Origin of the sequence: Pseudomonas sp. H1h (assembly GCF_000633255.1) — a bacterium.
Lineage (GTDB): Bacteria > Pseudomonadota > Gammaproteobacteria > Pseudomonadales > Pseudomonadaceae > Aquipseudomonas.
Window position 1 is genome coordinate 1 of the sequence record NZ_AYMJ01000005.1, and the last position, 16,778, is coordinate 16,778.

The 16,778-nt window shown below is 58.5% G+C and carries 11 protein-coding genes; 8 read left to right on the forward strand and 3 right to left on the reverse strand.

Annotated features, from left to right (window positions below; translation table 11 throughout):
- Positions 1 to 600 precede the first annotated feature (600 nt).
- The 7 genes from lon to cmoB all read left to right on the forward strand — a co-directional run bounded on the left by lon (position 601) and on the right by cmoB (position 8,167).
- Entirely contained in the window at positions 601 to 3,018 is a 2,418-nt protein-coding gene (gene lon, locus U862_RS0103890) for an endopeptidase La (protein WP_025109193.1), read from the forward strand.
- A 164-nt stretch (positions 3,019 to 3,182) separates the two neighbouring features.
- On the forward strand, positions 3,183 to 4,169 hold the full coding sequence (locus U862_RS0103895) for a hypothetical protein (RefSeq protein ID WP_025109194.1): 987 nt from the start codon (positions 3,183 to 3,185) through the stop codon (positions 4,167 to 4,169).
- A 438-nt stretch (positions 4,170 to 4,607) separates the two neighbouring features.
- Positions 4,608 to 5,000: a protease inhibitor I42 family protein gene (locus U862_RS0103900; RefSeq protein WP_025109195.1), complete on the forward strand. Its 393-nt coding sequence runs from the start codon at positions 4,608 to 4,610 to the stop codon at positions 4,998 to 5,000.
- 2 nt (positions 5,001 to 5,002) lie between these two features.
- Positions 5,003 to 5,644: a lysoplasmalogenase gene (locus U862_RS0103905; RefSeq protein WP_025109196.1), complete on the forward strand. Its 642-nt coding sequence runs from the start codon at positions 5,003 to 5,005 to the stop codon at positions 5,642 to 5,644.
- A 142-nt stretch (positions 5,645 to 5,786) separates the two neighbouring features.
- A complete protein-coding gene (locus tag U862_RS0103910; protein ID WP_025109197.1) occupies positions 5,787 to 6,266 on the forward strand; it encodes a hypothetical protein in 480 nt (159 codons plus the stop codon).
- Between the two features lie 168 nt (positions 6,267 to 6,434).
- Positions 6,435 to 7,214 carry a carboxy-S-adenosyl-L-methionine synthase CmoA gene (gene cmoA, locus U862_RS0103915; RefSeq protein ID WP_177327309.1) on the forward strand — a complete coding sequence of 260 codons (780 nt, stop codon included), beginning with the start codon at positions 6,435 to 6,437 and terminating at the stop codon, positions 7,212 to 7,214.
- The gene (gene cmoB, locus U862_RS0103920) at positions 7,211 to 8,167 is read left to right on the forward strand and encodes a tRNA 5-methoxyuridine(34)/uridine 5-oxyacetic acid(34) synthase CmoB (RefSeq protein ID WP_025109199.1); all 957 of its coding nucleotides are present in this window, start codon (positions 7,211 to 7,213) and stop codon (positions 8,165 to 8,167) included. Before cmoA ends, cmoB begins: the two co-directional genes overlap by 4 nt.
- Before the next feature lie 130 nt (positions 8,168 to 8,297).
- Here the strand turns inward: cmoB and tadA are convergent, their stop codons facing one another.
- Both tadA and U862_RS0103930 read right to left on the reverse strand, forming a co-directional pair.
- Complete coding sequence (gene tadA / locus U862_RS0103925; RefSeq protein ID WP_025109200.1) at positions 8,298 to 8,795, reverse strand: tRNA adenosine(34) deaminase TadA; 498 nt, start codon at positions 8,793 to 8,795, stop codon at positions 8,298 to 8,300.
- Complete coding sequence (locus U862_RS0103930) at positions 8,795 to 10,171, reverse strand: multicopper oxidase family protein (RefSeq protein ID WP_025109201.1); 1,377 nt, start codon at positions 10,169 to 10,171, stop codon at positions 8,795 to 8,797. The genes tadA and U862_RS0103930 overlap by 1 nt, the downstream gene beginning before the upstream one ends.
- 227 nt (positions 10,172 to 10,398) lie before the next feature.
- Here U862_RS0103930 and U862_RS0103935 point away from each other — a divergent pair, with 227 nt between their 5' ends.
- Positions 10,399 to 15,042 carry a membrane-targeted effector domain-containing toxin gene (locus U862_RS0103935; RefSeq protein WP_025109202.1) on the forward strand — a complete coding sequence of 1,548 codons (4,644 nt, stop codon included), beginning with the start codon at positions 10,399 to 10,401 and terminating at the stop codon, positions 15,040 to 15,042.
- Between the two features lie 82 nt (positions 15,043 to 15,124).
- Here the strand turns inward: U862_RS0103935 and guaA are convergent, their stop codons facing one another.
- Positions 15,125 to 16,702, reverse strand: a complete 1,578-nt coding sequence (gene guaA, locus U862_RS0103940; RefSeq protein ID WP_025109203.1) for a glutamine-hydrolyzing GMP synthase — start codon at positions 16,700 to 16,702, stop codon at positions 15,125 to 15,127.
- Positions 16,703 to 16,778 lie beyond the last annotated feature (76 nt).

Sequence of the window (16,778 nt, forward strand, 5' to 3'; positions counted from 1 at the left end):
GAGCAGGCTCGCTCCTACAATTGGATTGCGTGTGTTCAGGTGGAGATTGGTCGGCTGTCAGGCCGCCATCGCGAGCAGGCGAAGGCCTACAGTTTAGATTTGTGTGCACCACACGCGGCAAAGCCGCCCCACTCAACAGGATGAGCGCAAGCTCGGCTGCAGCTTTTGATCTTGATCTGAAAGGCCCCTTCGGCAGGCTGAGTGGAGGGGTTTATCCGGGGGTGGGAGCGCAGCGACCGTTTGGCGCAGCCAAACACATCGAGAGGAGGTGCAGCGAAGCAAACCGTAGACGATGCGCCCGGATGAACCCCGCAACGAAGGAACCCGAGCCTAAGCGAGGGCCGAACGCCGGGGCCCAGCCTTTTGGTTACTTTTTGGCGTCTGAAAAAGTGACCCGCTGTAAGAGCGGAACCGCCACCCGCACCACCCGAAGCAACGGATATACCCCCCAACCCCAAAAGAACATGGTCGGCCCAGAGGCCGCCAAGTCCAAAGAAACCCTGTCAAAACCCTGAACACACAAGCAGAAACATCCACCCCCATTGAAACCACCCAACCCCCGCCCCATCTAAGACCCATACCCCATTGCGCAGGTGCCCCATGAGCGACCAGCAAGAATTCCCGGACAACCCAGACGACTACACCGAAGCCGAACACATCGAACACACCTCCTCCGGCAAAGGCCTGGCCCTGCCCGGCCAGAACCTGCCGGACAAGGTCTACGTCATCCCGATCCACAACCGCCCGTTCTTCCCGGCCCAAGTGCTGCCGGTCATCGTCAACGAAGAACCCTGGGCCGAAACCCTCGATCTGGTCAGCAAATCCGACCACCACTCCCTGGCCCTGTTCTTCATGGACACACCCCAGGAAGATCCTCGCCACTTCAACACCGGCGCCCTCCCCGAATACGGCACGCTGGTCAAGGTGCACCACGCCAGCCGCGAAAACGGCAAACTGCAGTTTGTCGCCCAAGGCCTGAGCCGTGTGCGCATCAAGACCTGGCTCAAGCACCACCGCCCGCCGTACCTGGTGGAAGTCGAATACCCGCACCAGCCCACCGAGCCGACCGACGAGGTCAAGGCCTACGGTATGGCGCTGATCAACGCGATCAAGGAACTGCTGCCGCTCAACCCGCTGTACAGCGAAGAACTGAAAAACTACCTCAACCGCTTCAGCCCCAACGACCCGTCGCCGCTGACCGACTTCGCCGCCGCCCTGACCTCCGCCACCGGCCCCGAGCTGCAGGAAGTGCTGGACTGCGTGCCCATGCTCAAACGCATGGAAAAAGTCCTGCCGATGCTGCGCAAGGAAGTCGAAGTCGCGCGCCTGCAAAAAGAAATCTCCGCTGAAGTGAACCGCAAGATTGGCGAGCATCAGCGCGAGTTCTTCCTCAAGGAACAACTCAAGGTCATCCAGCAGGAACTCGGCCTGACCAAGGACGACCGCAGCGCCGACCTCGAACAGTTCGAACAGCGCCTCGAAGGCAAAGTCCTGCCGGCGCAAGTGCAAAAACGCCTCGAAGAGGAAATGAACAAGCTGTCGATCCTCGAGACCGGCTCGCCGGAGTACGCGGTCACCCGCAACTACCTCGACTGGGCGACTTCAGTGCCGTGGGGCGTGTATGGCGAGGACAAACTCGACCTCAAACACGCGCGCAAGGTGCTCGACAAACACCACGCGGGTCTGGACGACATCAAGGACCGCATCCTCGAATTCCTCGCGGTCGGTGCCTACAAAGGCGAAATCAGCGGTTCCATCGTGCTGCTGGTCGGCCCGCCGGGCGTGGGTAAAACCAGCGTCGGCAAATCCATCGCCGAATCGCTCGGCCGGCCGTTCTATCGCTTCAGCCTCGGCGGCATGCGCGACGAAGCCGAGATCAAGGGCCACCGGCGCACCTACATCGGCGCACAGCCGGGCAAACTGGTGCAGGCGTTGAAAGACGTCGAAGTGATGAACCCGGTGATCATGCTCGACGAGATCGACAAGATGGGCCAGAGCTACCAGGGCGACCCGGCCTCGGCGCTGCTGGAAACCCTCGACCCGGAACAGAACGTCGAATTCCTCGACCACTACCTCGACCTGCGCATGGACCTGTCAAAAGTCCTGTTCGTGTGCACCGCCAACACCCTGGATTCAATTCCCGGCCCGCTGCTGGACCGGATGGAAGTGATTCGCCTGTCGGGCTACATCACCGAAGAAAAAGTCGCCATCGCCAAGCGCCACCTGTGGCCGAAACTGTTGGAAAAGGCCGGCGTGTCCAAGGGCAGCCTGAGCATCAGTGACAGCGCGCTCAAGGCCTTGATTGACGGTTACGCCCGTGAAGCCGGTGTGCGCCAGCTCGAAAAGCAAATGGGCAAACTGGTGCGCAAAGCGGTGATGAAACTGATCGAAGACCCGAAAGCGGTGATCAAGCTCGGGCCGAAAGATCTGGAAGCCTCGCTGGGCCATCCGGTGTTTCGCAATGAGCAAGTGCTGTCCGGTACCGGCGTCATCACCGGTCTGGCCTGGACCAGCATGGGCGGCGCGACCCTGCCGATCGAAGCCACGCGGATTCATACACTCAACCGTGGGTTCAAACTCACCGGGCAACTGGGCGATGTGATGAAAGAGTCGGCCGAGATCGCCTACAGCTACGTCAGCTCGCACTTGAAGGCGTTCGGCGGTGATCCGAAGTTCTTCGACGAAGCCTTCGTTCACCTGCACGTGCCGGAAGGCGCGACCCCGAAAGACGGCCCGAGCGCCGGCGTGACCATGGCCAGCGCCCTGCTCTCGCTCGCCCGCAACCAGCCGCCGAAAAAAGGCGTGGCAATGACTGGCGAACTGACCCTGACCGGTCACGTACTGCCGATTGGCGGGGTACGTGAGAAAGTGATTGCGGCGCGCCGGCAGAAGATCTTCGAGTTGATTCTGCCGGAGCCGAACCGTGGCAATTTCGAGGAGTTGCCTGACTACCTGAAGGACGGCATCACCGTGCATTTTGCCAAGAAGTTTGCGGATGTGGCGAAGGTGTTGTTCTGATTGGAGGTATGGCGCTCTCAGTCATGAGCTGTTAGCGCCAATCCGCCATAAAACACATGTTATCCAACATAATTAATATAAAAACCTGTCATATATGACAGTAGCCAAGTCCGACCTTGGCGATCACTATTTTCCGTGCCCCTCTCACACGGAAGAAGATCGCCATGACAGCCAACACCGACAGCTCCGCAGTTAGTGACCTCCAGCGCATTGAAGGAACCCTTCAATTAAAGACAGAAAGGCAAGTCGAAATCACATCATCGCAACTTGAAACTTACGCTAGCAGAGACAAGACAAACACAACGTTCTCTTTTTCTCTCAACACAATCAATAACACTCAAAGACAAACGTTCTCAATTACACTTTCAAATAAAATCACGTCAGGAACCTACCCACTAGACAGACTTGGCAACTTTATCGGTGCCCATTATCTTGAGCAATTAAAAATAGACGATACTACCTATCAGAGTTTAAGCTCCGAAGGCATCAATGGCTCGTTGACTATCGTGGTTGATGACTCAGGAACCGGACAGCGCATTTACAAAATAAATACTTTCAGCATTTCCGTTAAAGCCGTTCAAGGTAACGCAGAAACCCAAGTATTGGCTGGCAATCTCATCGTCGCACAGGGTGATGTCACACTGGATACCCTGCTCCCCAACATCAACGCACTGGCTGCCAGACTTCAAAACATAACTGGCGAGTTCAATGCCCGATTTCTGAATATAAATGGGCAGAATTCAAGGGCGCCTTATACATCCCGATCAATTCAAAATCATGCATTCGAAGATGACGACTATCTTTCATTCCGTGCCATTGCAGGCGACACCGCCTTACAACCTCGCTTTGCCAGTGATCGACGCGAATTCCTGCTCAAGCTGAAAAAAGATATTGCGTCCGGCACTCATACATTCAAACAGGGTGTTCCCGGCAGTATCCTTGACGTCCAGTATGCAGAAATACGTTACTCTGACATAACTAAAAATCATCAATTAATTTCAACTACCGCACTCGAAGCAACACTCGACTTAAAGATCTCGAGCGACGGACTCTGCTACTCATCAAACGATTTCAATCTCAAGGTACAGACAAGCAGCGGATCTATACTCATCATCGAATCCAATTTCAAAATTTATTTGACGAACGAATAAAAAAGCACTTCCGACTCAGCAACCAAACAATACAGCGCCCTCAAGAATAGCTAATACCAGGAGCAGGCCTATGAAAACCGTCACCAACGGAACCATCAACTTCATTACTGAAAAACGGGTACTTTCCCCCTCAATAAACTTTCTAATCTGAAACTACAGCGTTCCGAAAGTCTAGACATCAGTTTCTCTGCAAATGGCGCTAGCACTAGCCACATGCAAAGTTTTTTGACATGGACGGGGGAATCGTTACCGGAACATACACCATCGGAGCTAACAACTCTGGTGGCTCCGCTACTGGACCTTGAATACTTCAAGCCCCCCAATCGAGCCCGAGGTATCAGCACACTCAGCCGAGAGTGGTAGCGCCGCATCTGTCACACTTTGTCTCATCTTCAGTTATGCTCGCCGTTCGTCGCCAACGTCGGAGCCGCTGACCTTATGTCCCCCACTCGCCTGTTTGTCCCCCTCGCCCTCTCTCTGCTGGCCGCCTGCGCCACGCAGCCCAAACAGAACGTGACTGTGGAAAAACAGAGCGAATGCCCCGTGCGGCTGAGCAACGGGCAAAACCTGATCGTCATGCTACCGAGCAACCCCACCACCGGTTATCGCTGGGCGATTCAGGATTCGGCCGGTGGCGTACTGCGTGCGCTGAGCCCCGAGGTTTACAGCAGCCCGAAAGATTCCGGCATGGTCGGCGCGGGCGGCTTTTCCACGTGGCGCTTCCAGGCATTCGCCACCGGAACCGGCCGTTTGCGCCTGACTTCGCAACAGCCATGGGAGCCTGAAGTCACGCCAGCGGAAACCTTCGACTGCGCGATCTCGGTGAACTGATCGTGGGCTGGCTGATTCTGGCGCTGATGGGCGCGGTGACGTTTCTCTACGGTGTGAGCACCCATGCGGCGCTGCTGTGCCTGCTGGTCAAACCGTTACCGGTGTTGGCGCTGCTTGGCTGGCTGCATGATGCGCCGCCCAGCGACTATCGCCGCTGGATCAGCCTCGGTCTGATTTTCTCTGTGCTCGGCGATGTGTTGCTGGCGTGGCCGGGTGATCTGTTCGTATTTGGCCTCGGCGCGTTTCTGGTCGCGCACCTGGCGTATCTCAAGGCGTATCTCAGCGACTGCAAGCGCCTGGCGCTCTTGCCGCTGGTGCTTGCCCTCGGCCTCGGGGGTGTTCTGCTGGGCATCCTGATATCCGGTGGCTTGGGGCCGTTGCTGGTGCCGGTGATCGTCTATGGCAGCGCAATCAGCGCCATGCTCTGGCGCGCCCTCGCCCGCCTCGGCACCGATGTTCCCCAGCGTTCCGCGCTATTGGCGGCAGCAGGTGCAGGGGCATTCGTGTTCTCAGACAGCGTGATCGGCATCGACCGCTTCGTGGCGCCGTTTCATGCTGCGCCGTACGTCATTATTCTCAGTTACTGGCTTGGACAGTGGGGGATCGCCGCTTCCGCTTTCTCACAGCGCCTCAATACAAACTAAAGTCAGGAAGCCTCTTCAGAAGTGTGTTACTTATTTCAAAAAGAGCTAAACAACTGTCAGATATGACAGTATCTCGATATTGTTCTGAAACTTACCATTAGCGCGCACTCACCGACTTCGCACTAATACAAGGAAGAACAACATGAGCTTTTTTAAAAACCAAAACTCCATTGCATCTGTTGAACCCGTCATTACTGTAAGCGCGGAAACAGTGGCAAAGGTTTCAAATCGCGTAGAGCTTAAAAGCCAAATCATTGAATTCGAAGCTGACCCCTCGAGCGACCTGATTGCGCTCGTTACCCGAGCCAACACTCAGGACTACTCTCACAGAAGCAAAAAAGGTCTGGTTTTTATCTTCGACAAAAACATAAAATCGGGCGAGTACACCTTCAAGAATAGTCCCTTCGCCAATTTTTACTATTTTGAAACCGGAACGATCCCGGGTTTCACAACGTCCCATGAATATAAGCCAACACAGGGTTCATTCACTGTAGAGGTCATCTCGAATACATCGGAAAAACTTCATTACAACATCAACTTTGACTTCAAAGCCGTCCACAAAGGGGACGAACTAAGCATCAAGGGTCAATCTACCTACATCGTTTTGTTCAGAACCCTGTAAAACACTGTGAGTATCGAATGACCGGGTTCGCTGTTGGGATCCCGGTCTTTGTGCCGTCCTGCAAAACACTCTCTGCACTCTGCTTTCTATCCTTCACCTGCAGATCGCCGCACGCCTTCCCGGCGCTTTATCAGACAACCCAAGCATCCCAGCGCCCTTTTGGCTAAAATGCCGGCCTTTTCCACCGACACCGCCGGAACCGCCGTGAGCAAAGAACCCGATCGCATTTTCGCCCAGCCGATGGCCCAGGTGCCTGACTTCGCCTTCAACGAGGACGTGGTGCGGGTGTTCCCGGACATGATCAAGCGCTCGGTGCCGGGTTACCCGACCATCGTCGAAAACCTCGGTGTGCTGGCGGCACAATTCGCCCAGCCGAACAGCGTGCTGTATGACCTCGGCGCTTCGCTCGGCGCAGTGACTCAGGCCCTGCGTCGCCATGTACGCACTGACGGTTGCCGGGTGATCGCGGTGGATAACTCCGCAGCGATGGTCGAGCGCTGCCGCGAATACCTCAATGGTCAGGACTCGATGTTTCAGGAGTTGCTGCCGGTCGATGTGATCGAAGGCGACATCCTCGCGCTCGACTTCAAACCAGCCTCGGTGGTGGCGCTGAATTTCACTTTGCAATTCATCGCCCCGGAGCAGCGCACCGCACTGCTGTCACGCATCCGCCAATCGCTGCTGCCCGGCGGCGCGTTGATTCTGTCGGAGAAACTGCGCTTCAACGATGCCGAAGAGCACGCGCTGCTCACCGATCTGCACGTCGCGTTCAAACGCGCCAATGGCTACAGCGAACTGGAAATTGCCCAGAAGCGCAGCGCCATCGAAAACGTCATGAAGCCCGACAGCCTCGAAGAACACCGCGAACGCCTGCTGGCCGCCGGGTTCTCGAAAGTCGTGCCGTGGTTCCAGTGTCTTAACTTTGCCTCGTTGATTGCCTTGCCATGATTGATCTGTCCCCCCTCGCCCGCCGTCTGGCCGGTACCCCGCTGGCCGACTGGGCCAATACCCTGCAAGTGCAACTCGACAAGAAAATGGAGAAGGGCCACGGCGATCTGGAGCGCTGGCAAAGTGCGCTGGACGCGTTGCCGAAGATCCAGCCGAGCGAAGTCGATCTGCTCAATGGCCTGAAACTCGACACCGAGTGCGACGACGAAACCCGCACCCAAATGCGCACCGCGCTGATGGGGCTGTCACCGTGGCGCAAAGGCCCGTTCGACCTGTTCGGCGTGCACGTCGACACCGAATGGCGCTCGGACTGGAAGTGGTCGCGGGTGTCTCCACACCTTGATCTGAAGGGCAAACGCATCCTCGACGTCGGCTGCGGCAACGGCTACTACATGTGGCGCATGCTCGGCGCCGGCGCTGATAGCGTGATCGGCGTCGATCCGAACTGGCTGTTCTTTTGCCAGTTCCAGGCGGTGCAGCGTTACCTGTCCGAGCCAAACGCCTGGCATCTGCCGTTCCCGTTCGAAGACCTGCCGCCGAACCTCGAAGGTTTCGACACGGTGTTTTCCATGGGCGTGTTCTACCACCGCCGCTCGCCGATCGAGCATTTGCTGGCGCTCAAGGATTGCCTGGTCAAGGGTGGCGAACTGGTGCTGGAAACGTTGGTGGTTGAAGGCGACAAGCACCAGGTGCTGGTGCCGGAAGACCGCTACGCGCAGATGCGCAACGTGTGGTTCCTGCCCTCGGTTCCAGCGCTGGAGTTGTGGCTGCGCCGAGCGGGCTTCACCGACATTCGCTGCGTAGACGTCAGCACCACGACGGTTGAAGAACAGCGCGGCACCGAGTGGATGAAGTATCAGTCGTTGAGCGACTTTCTTGATCCGCAAGATCACAGCAAGACCATCGAAGGCTTGCCGGCGCCGATGCGCGCGGTGATCGTCGCCAAGAAATAACCCGACCTCCCCTTGAAAGGAGATCCCCCTGTGGGAGCGGGCTTGCTCGCGAAAGCGGTGTGTCAGGGACATCAATGTCGACTGGCCCTCCCTCTTCGCGAGCAAGCCCGCTCCCACATTTGTTTTGTTTTTATTCAGTGGATTTTGCGCGGCGCGCCCTGAAGAACTCGGTCAGCACGGCGCCACACTCCTCCGCCAGCACCCCGCCTTCATACAGTACCCGGTGATTCAAAAAGCCCTGGGTAAAAAACTGCCCCTGACTCTGCACAATCCCCGCTTTCGGCTCCAGCGCGCCATACACCACCCGGGCAATCCGCGAATGCACGATCAGCCCTGCACACATGCTGCACGGCTCCAGCGTCACGTAGAGCGTGCTGCCCGGCAGCCGATAATTGTTTACCGCTTGGGCGGCCGCACGAATCGCGACCATTTCCGCATGGGCACTCGGGTCGCTGCCACTGATCGGACAGTTGAAGCCGCGACCGATGATCTCGCCATCCTGCACCAGCACCGCACCCACCGGCACTTCGCCAAGGGCTGCGCCTTGGGCAGCGAGGGCCAGAGCTTCGCGCATGAAATCCCGGTCACGGCTGCGGTCGATGATCGCGGCGGGGCGAATCTGGCGCATCACTTCACCTCAATGGCGGCCATCAGGCCGGTTTCCATGTGGTCGATCACGTGGCAATGGAACATCCACACGCCCGGGTTATCCGCCACCAGCGCCACTTGCGCACGCTCGTTCTTGCCCAGCAGATAGGTGTCAGTGAAATACGGAACGATCTTGTGCCGGTTCGACGCAATCACCTTGAAGCTCATGCCGTGCAGGTGGATCGGGTGTTGGTACTGGGTCATATTCTTCAATTCGAAAATGTAGCTCTGGCCCAGTTTCAGGCTGGCGATCGGCCGATCCGCGCAGGTCTTGTCGGTGATGTCCCAGGCCTTGCCGTTGATCTGCCACAGGCTCGGCGGCTTGCCGTTGTCGACGTTGACCGACACCGAACCGACCCATTCGAAATTGAAGTTGAGTTTCTCGGCATTCGCCAGATCCGGCTCGGCCACCGGGTTGGCCGGCAGGGCTTTTGGCCAGTCCGTCGGCGCATCATTGTTGGCCACCGAGCGTAATGTACCCAGGCGTACCGGGCCGTTGCGCAGCGACAATTCTTCACCGGCCGGCGGCGCCTTGATCGCCAGACAAATGCGCATGCCCGGGCCCAGCCAATATTCCTTGCCCAGCGGCCGCGGCTCGACCGGGTTGCCGTCCAGCGCATAGATCTGCGCTTCGACGCCAGGGATGTTGATGCGATACGTCAGGGTGTTGTCGAGGTTGAGCAGACGCACGCGGGTGATCTGCCCGGCCGGCAACTCGATCACCGGCGCCGGCACACCGTTGATGGTCGAAAGACGTCCCGCCGTGCCGCCACGGGCCGCTTCCCGAGGGATGCTGAATTCGACGAAATTGCCTTCATCGTCGATGTGCCAGTTCTTCAGGCTCAGGGTCTTTTCGTACTTGAACCCGGTCGGCTCGCGCTCTTCGACAATCAACGGCCCGACCAGCCCGCGCCCCAATTCTTCACTGCTGCTGACGTGCGGGTGATACCAGTAGCTGCCGGCGTCAGGCACGCGGAATTTGTAATCAAAATATTCACCGGGCAATACCGGCAATTGCGACACGTACGGCACGCCGTCCATCTCCAGCGGCAGACGGATACCGTGCCAGTGAATGGTGGTTGCCACCGGCAGATGGTTGATGAAGCGCACTCGCAGCCATTCACCCTGACGCACGCGCAATTCGGTGCCAGGTGCCGAAGGGCCGAATGCCCAGGCCTCGGTCTTGTGCCCCGGCACCAGCTCCACGTCCAGCGGCGCGGCGATCAACTCGTAGTCGTGGCCTGCGTCAGCGTCGGCCATCTTGCCCAGCCAGTAGCGCGACGCGCCTCCCGCCCCGACGCCAACGACAACAAGACCGGCCAGGCCACCGAGGATTTGGCGACGGGTAAAGGACATGAACTCAACTACCTCTCGTATCAGCGTCGGGCGGGCTGCCCGCAAAAGGCAAATACGATACACCTGCAATTGCGAAACAGTAAGGCCGGCGCGGCGTAAGGACGCAGTTACGCCTCGCGCTTACACGATTTCGACTGACCAGGTGACATAACTATGTAGTGCACATGCGTCGAGCAGTCGCGTCACTCTGTACCACACGTTTTCTCAAGGACCGAGAGTTCACCCACATGCCAAACCCACTGCCCAACGCCACAGACAAGGCTGCGCTCAAGGCTATTGCCGCTACCGTCATCCAGACCTGCCCGAGCCTGCAAGATGCCGCCCGACAAGTCGCCAGCGATCTGCTGAAGAAATACCGCGTCCGCGGCCTCGACCCGGATCAGGTGTATTTCCACCGCTTCGACGCCTCGCAAAGCAGCACCAAAGCCTTCACCGGCTGGGAGCACGTCCACGCCACGCCCACTTCAAGCATGACGCTGACCCAACTGGTGACTCACCGCTTTCGCGTCGACGACCAGGACAACGCCGACCTGCTCGATGTGTATGCCGGTTTCTACCGCGCAGGTCCCGACGCCCGTACTTTCGACGACAGCAATGAAGTGCGCCTGCACGGCAACGACGTGCTCAAGGAGTTCTGGGGCATCGACTTCAGCTCGCTGTACGACACCCAACTGCGCGAGTTCTGGAGCACCAGCGGCGGCGATTTTCGCACCCTGGCCAAGTGCAATTTCCTGATCAACGCGGTACAGGCGCGGGACAAACGTCAGTTGAGCGACGAGGACTTCCTCTTCGTCACGCAAGCGGCGATCGGCCCGCTGACCTGGCCAGTGAGCCTGCAAATGCTGCAGGCCCAACACCGTTGTCCGAACAGCGTGCGCACACTGGATCTTGCCGGTTATGCGGCTATCAATGCGCTGCGTTTCGTCGCACCCAAGGGTCGGCAGATCCTCTACCTGCCCGGTGAAAGCAATGCCTTCCAGGTCTTGGAATCCGCCACCGACCTGCACTTCTGGATGTTGCAACGGATGAACGAACGCGCTGCACGCGAGACATTTCTTGCGCGTTTCTCGCTGAGTGACCGCCAGCAGATCAACGATAACCTCAGTGACCTGATGAATCGCCTGGTGGCAACGTGGGGCAGCTACGACCACTCCATGATCAATCAGCACAACCTTGCGGTCAGCGGCGACGCGTTCACCTGGCTGAGCGACTCGACGCAGGCGGCGATGTTCGCCGAGGCCAGTCTTTCCCTGACCTCCAATGGCGACCTGCGCAAAAAGCTGTGGATCGGCTACCTCAGCGCCGGGGTCAAGGTGTTCGGGCCAATGGCGGTGGTTGGCTGGCCAATCGCATTGCCGGTGATCGGCGCCAGTATTGCCAGCATGGGGTTGAACATCGATCAGGCGGTCCATGGCAAAACCGCCGCCGAGCGCAAGGCCGGGATCCTCGGTGCCGTGCTCAGCGGCATCGACATGCTGTTCAACCTGCTGGTGCTCAAAGGCCCCGGATCACTGGTCGAAGTCGGCCCCGAAATGGATGCTGCCGAAGCGACGGAGATGGCCGACCTGAGGGAGGGCAGTCAATCTGAAAGCGCACCACCAACTGTGCAGGCATCACCCGCCCCGAATGATCTGCCCGCACCGCAGTCGGCACATCCGCAAATACCGGAGTCCTTCACGATCAAGCAGACATTGGGCGCGGACACATTGATCAGCGAGCCTGGCAAATTCCGTGGCATCCATCGACTCGCTTCCAACCCCTCGTCCGCGGTCACCCTTGGCAATAACGCCTATTACGTGCGTTTTGAGGAAAATCTCAACGGTCGTGGCACGTGGGCAATCATCGATCCGGCCCGGCCCGAAGCCTTCTCCGGCTCGATCCCCGTACGCCTGAACGCTGAGGGTGCCTGGGAAGTTGCGCCCAGGTTGGGGCTTCGCGGCGGTGTCGATACCCCAATGATCGCGGGAGCAGGTGAAGCCAGCGAGACCACCGGCGAACCGTGGGCACAGGCGCCGGGCATCCATGTACCCGGACTCGATGATCCGGCCATGCGTGCCTGGGCACTCGGCGGCCCGGATCTGCAAAGCCAGTTTCGCCGGACCTGGACATTGGGCGGCATCGACATGCACAGCGTGGTCCAGCCAGAAACCGGCGTCGGCAGTGCACTGCTGCCCACAGCAGGAGACGCGGTGGTCTCTTTCAGCGAGTTCGATATGGCTCAGGAACAGCCCCGTGCAATGCTGATCGATGATGCCAACGCCTGGTACGAACTGCACCCGCCCCTGCCCCGCCCACCCGTCATGACACAAATGCCCGTCGCGTCCGCGACCGAACTGTTCGAGGCCGCGTTGACGGAGAAACCCGGGGTGGTCATCGGCGAAAGCCGGGGCAGTGTCGGCAGTAAGAAACTGCTCATTGAAGACATGCCCAATCTCGCTCGCAACGGTGTGAAGACCCTGTATTTGCAAGAGTTGTTGGCCAACGTCAATCAACTGGATCTGGATGCTTTCGCCCGCACCGGGGAGATGTCCGAGGAACTGCAGAACTACCTGGCCCGAATCGACTTCAGAGCCGGCAACGACCCGGATGGCAGATTCAACCTCATGGCTCTGGTCAAAGCCGCCAACGCCCAGCGCATCAGGGTTCAGGCGCTCGACCTGTCGACCACTTACAACATCAACAAGGATCCGCTGCATCCGCTCCCGAACCAGCAGATGAGCAGAAGTTTTTTTGCCGGCGAGGTCATTCGCTTCCATCAGGAACTCAATGGCCCAGGCAAATGGGTGGCGCTGGTCAATCAGGAAAACATGAGCACCTTCCGCGGTTATCAGGGTATCCGCGAACAGACCGACGCCTTGAGCGTGCGTATCGATGATGTGACGCCGGGGCAGGCACAAACCATTGGCTGCGACCCAGGCCTGGCGGTGGAATATGCCAATTACCCCGACTCCCCGGTCGAAGAGATCGCCGACGTGCTGAGCGATCCTGACAGCATTCAGAATCTGATCAAGGGCGACTGGCAAGTACAAGTGGAAACGCCGTGGGCATACCGCAGCCCGCAGAGTCTGCGAGCGCTTTTGCCGGAACCGGGGATGTTCACCTTTCAGCGCTATCGCAGCAGTCTGCTGGTGGTCTACCGCAATGCCGAGCGCCACATGGCCGACAGCGTGATCAGAATGACGCCCGGTGGCCGACTCAATCTGGATACACCGCTCGCCCCGGCCCCTGAGTCGCTGACCGTGGACACGCTGGACGAGTTGAAACAGGCGCTTATCGAAAAAGGCCTGAAACCGATGGGTTGGCCTTCGACCGGTACTGCAACGCTGCTGGAGGACAGTCCGCGACCGGTCATTCCGCCGGGCTGGCAGGCCAATGAATTGCTGGACGGAATTGCTCCCGTGAGCGAGCCTGGAAAACTCCAGGGTATTTATCTGCTCGACTCGAATCCTTCGACCGCCATCTTGATCGATGACACGGCCTATTACGTACGCTACGAAACCGACATCAACGGAACAGGACACTGGGCCGTCATCAATCCCGAGCATCCCCAAGGCTTCACTCGCTCAATCCCGGTACGCCTGAATCCGCAGGGTGAATGGGAAACCATGCCCCGCGCAGGGCTCAGCGGCGGTGGCAAGCCTTCAGTGCTGGCCGGTTCGAGCAGTCGTAGCCCTCTGCCCCCCCTTCCCGCCTCGCAATATGACGTACCTGCGCCCCTCAAAGTACATCTGGAGGAAGGCGCTGCCGGACTGAACGACGAGGCACTACGTGACTTCTACGACAGCTTGAACGAGTTCGATGCGTACCGCGATTTCAAGGTCCTGCGCAAACGCCTGTATCGCGACGCGCTGGATTTTTTCAGCACCCTGCACCTGCCGGAACGCCCTCCTGTACCGACCCTGGCTGCAGATGCGACAGCCGAGGAGATCATCGAAAAAATCCTCGAACATGCCCGGGGCCTGGTGATCGGAGAGAGCCATACCGCCATTGGCAGCAAGCAATGGTTGATCGAGAACATGCAGTTGCTGGCCAGCAAACAGGTGAAGAGTCTGTACATGGAGCATTTGCTGACAGACTTCCATCAAGCCGCACTGGATGAGTTCTTTCAGACCGGTAGCATGCCAAAAAAACTCGAGACGTATCTCAAGGCGCTCGATGTCGGCAACATGACCGATCCGCTGGAGCGCTATACGTTTCTGGAACTGGTCAAGGAAGCCAGAAAGCAGGGCATCCATGTGCAAGCCATCGATTGTATGGCGAGTTATCGGCTCAACGGGATGGACCTGCCTTCCGTCGATGAGACGGCGCGCCAGAAAATGATGAATTACTTTGCGCGCCTGATGATCCGTGCAGATCAATCCGCACGCGGCGCGCACAAATGGGTGGCGCTGATGGGCAACTCGCACTCCAACAGCTTTGAAGGTGTTGCCGGCGTCAGCGAGCTGGAAGAAGCCATCGGCATTCGCGTCGAAGATGTTCCCGAAGGGACTTCACATGGAATAGACGTCGATCCCGGAAAAATCATGCAGTTGGCCGATACGATACATGATCGTTCGGCACTGGTCAGAGGCGACCTGCGCCTGCAAATCGAAACGCCCTGGACTGCGCGTACCATGTCGGAATTCGAAAAACTGCTGACTCGATACGGTATGTATTCCCTGAAGCAGCAACCCAACATGACCTTCATCGTGCATCGCAGCCGCACGCGAGAGCTGATACGTACCGTCATCGAGACCGATGGCAAAAGCTTCCACATCGAACGCCCGAGCTGGCCTTCGGTCAGCGGCAAACGCTACCCCAGCATGAAAACGCTGTTGCAGGCACTGGATGACATGGGCATGCAACTGGGCGGCTGGTCACAACCGCTGTAATGCAAAAACAGAAAAGCCGTGTGAAACGGATTTCACACGGCTTTTCAGTTGCAGCGATCAAGCCTTTACGGCTTGCGCAGGATCACTCCCACTCGATCGTCGCCGGTGGCTTGCTCGACACGTCGTACGTGACGCGGGAGATGCCTTCGATTTCATTGATGATACGGCCGGAGACGGTTTCCAGCAGTTCGTAAGGCAGGTGCGCCCAACGTGCGGTCATGAAGTCGATGGTTTCTACGGCACGCAGTGCTACAACCCAGGCGTAACGACGGCCATCGCCGACCACGCCAACCGATTTGACTGGCTGGAACACCACGAACGCCTGGCTGACCTTGTGGTACCAGTCGGCCTTGCGCAGTTCTTCGATGAAAATGTGGTCGGCACGACGCAGCAGGTCGGCGTATTCCTTCTTCACTTCACCGAGGATCCGCACGCCCAGGCCCGGACCCGGGAACGGGTGACGGTAGACCATGTCATACGGCAGGCCGAGTTCCAGGCCCAGACGACGGACTTCGTCCTTGAACAGTTCGCGCAGTGGCTCGACCAGTTTCAGGTTCATCTCTTCCGGCAGACCGCCCACGTTGTGGTGCGACTTGATCACGTGCGCCTTGCCGCTTTTCGCGCCAGCCGACTCGATCACGTCCGGGTAGATGGTGCCTTGCGCCAGATACTTGATGTTGTCCAGTTTGCAGGATTCGGCATCGAACACGTCGATGAAGGTGCGGCCGATGATCTTGCGCTTCTTCTCTGGATCAGCTTCGCCGGCCAGATTGCCGAGGAACTGTTCTTCAGCATTGGCGCGGATCACTTTGACGCCCATGTTCTCGGCGAACATGGCCATCACTTGTTCGCCTTCGTGCAGGCGCAGCAGGCCGTTGTCGACGAAGACGCAGGTCAGTTGGTCGCCGATGGCCTTGTGCAGCAGCGCCGCAACCACCGAGGAGTCAACGCCGCCGGACAGACCCAGCAGCACGTTGTCGGTACCGACTTGTGCGCGGATGTTGGCGATGGCGTCTTCAGCGATCTTCGACGGGGTCCAGAGCGCTTCACAGCCACAGATGTCCAGAACGAAGCGCGACAGGATGCGGCCGCCCTGCTTGGTGTGGGTCACTTCCGGGTGGAACTGCACGCCGTAGTAAGCGCGATCATCGTTGAACATGCCGGCGATCGGGCAGCTCGGGGTGCTGGCCAGGATGTGGAAGTCTTCCGGCATCCTGGTGACCTTGTCACCGTGGCTCATCCACACGTCGAGGCCGAACAGGCCGTCAGCGTCGATGTGGTCTTCGATGCCGTCGAGCAGGCGGCTCTTTCCGACCACGTCAACGCGGGCGTAACCGAACTCACGCAGCTCGGAACCTTCAACCTTGCCGCCCAGTTGCTCGGCCATGGTCTGCATGCCGTAGCAGATACCGAAAACCGGTACACCCAGGTCAAACACGGCTTGCGGGCAACGCGGGCTGTTGGCTTCGTGCACGGACTCGGGGCCGCCGGCGAGGATGACGCCTTTAGGTGCGAATTCGCGGATCGCATCTTCGTCCATGTCGAACGGGTGCAGTTCGCAGTACACACCGATCTCGCGCACGCGGCGGGCGATCAGTTGGGTGTATTGCGAACCGAAGTCGAGGATCAGGATGCGGTGAGCGTGAATGTCGAGGGCCATGATTCAGTCTCGTCTTAAGTAATTCAGAAACAGTCGTGATTCAGAAACAACTCGGGGCTGAATAAAACAGCCCCGG

Excerpts from the sequence above, each read along its gene's own strand:
- lon (WP_025109193.1), top strand. The coding sequence starts at position 601 with ATGAGCGACCAGCAAGAATTCCCGGACAACCCAGACGACTACACCGAA.
- U862_RS0103895 (WP_025109194.1), top strand. The coding sequence starts at position 3,183 with ATGACAGCCAACACCGACAGCTCCGCAGTTAGTGACCTCCAGCGCATT.
- U862_RS0103900 (WP_025109195.1), top strand. The coding sequence starts at position 4,608 with ATGTCCCCCACTCGCCTGTTTGTCCCCCTCGCCCTCTCTCTGCTGGCC.
- U862_RS0103910 (WP_025109197.1), top strand. The coding sequence starts at position 5,787 with ATGAGCTTTTTTAAAAACCAAAACTCCATTGCATCTGTTGAACCCGTC.
- cmoA (WP_177327309.1), top strand. The coding sequence starts at position 6,435 with ATGCCGGCCTTTTCCACCGACACCGCCGGAACCGCCGTGAGCAAAGAA.
- cmoB (WP_025109199.1), top strand. The coding sequence starts at position 7,211 with ATGATTGATCTGTCCCCCCTCGCCCGCCGTCTGGCCGGTACCCCGCTG.
- tadA (WP_025109200.1), bottom strand. The coding sequence starts at position 8,795 with ATGCGCCAGATTCGCCCCGCCGCGATCATCGACCGCAGCCGTGACCGG.
- U862_RS0103930 (WP_025109201.1), bottom strand. The coding sequence starts at position 10,171 with ATGTCCTTTACCCGTCGCCAAATCCTCGGTGGCCTGGCCGGTCTTGTT.
- U862_RS0103935 (WP_025109202.1), top strand. The coding sequence starts at position 10,399 with ATGCCAAACCCACTGCCCAACGCCACAGACAAGGCTGCGCTCAAGGCT.
- guaA (WP_025109203.1), bottom strand. The coding sequence starts at position 16,702 with ATGGCCCTCGACATTCACGCTCACCGCATCCTGATCCTCGACTTCGGT.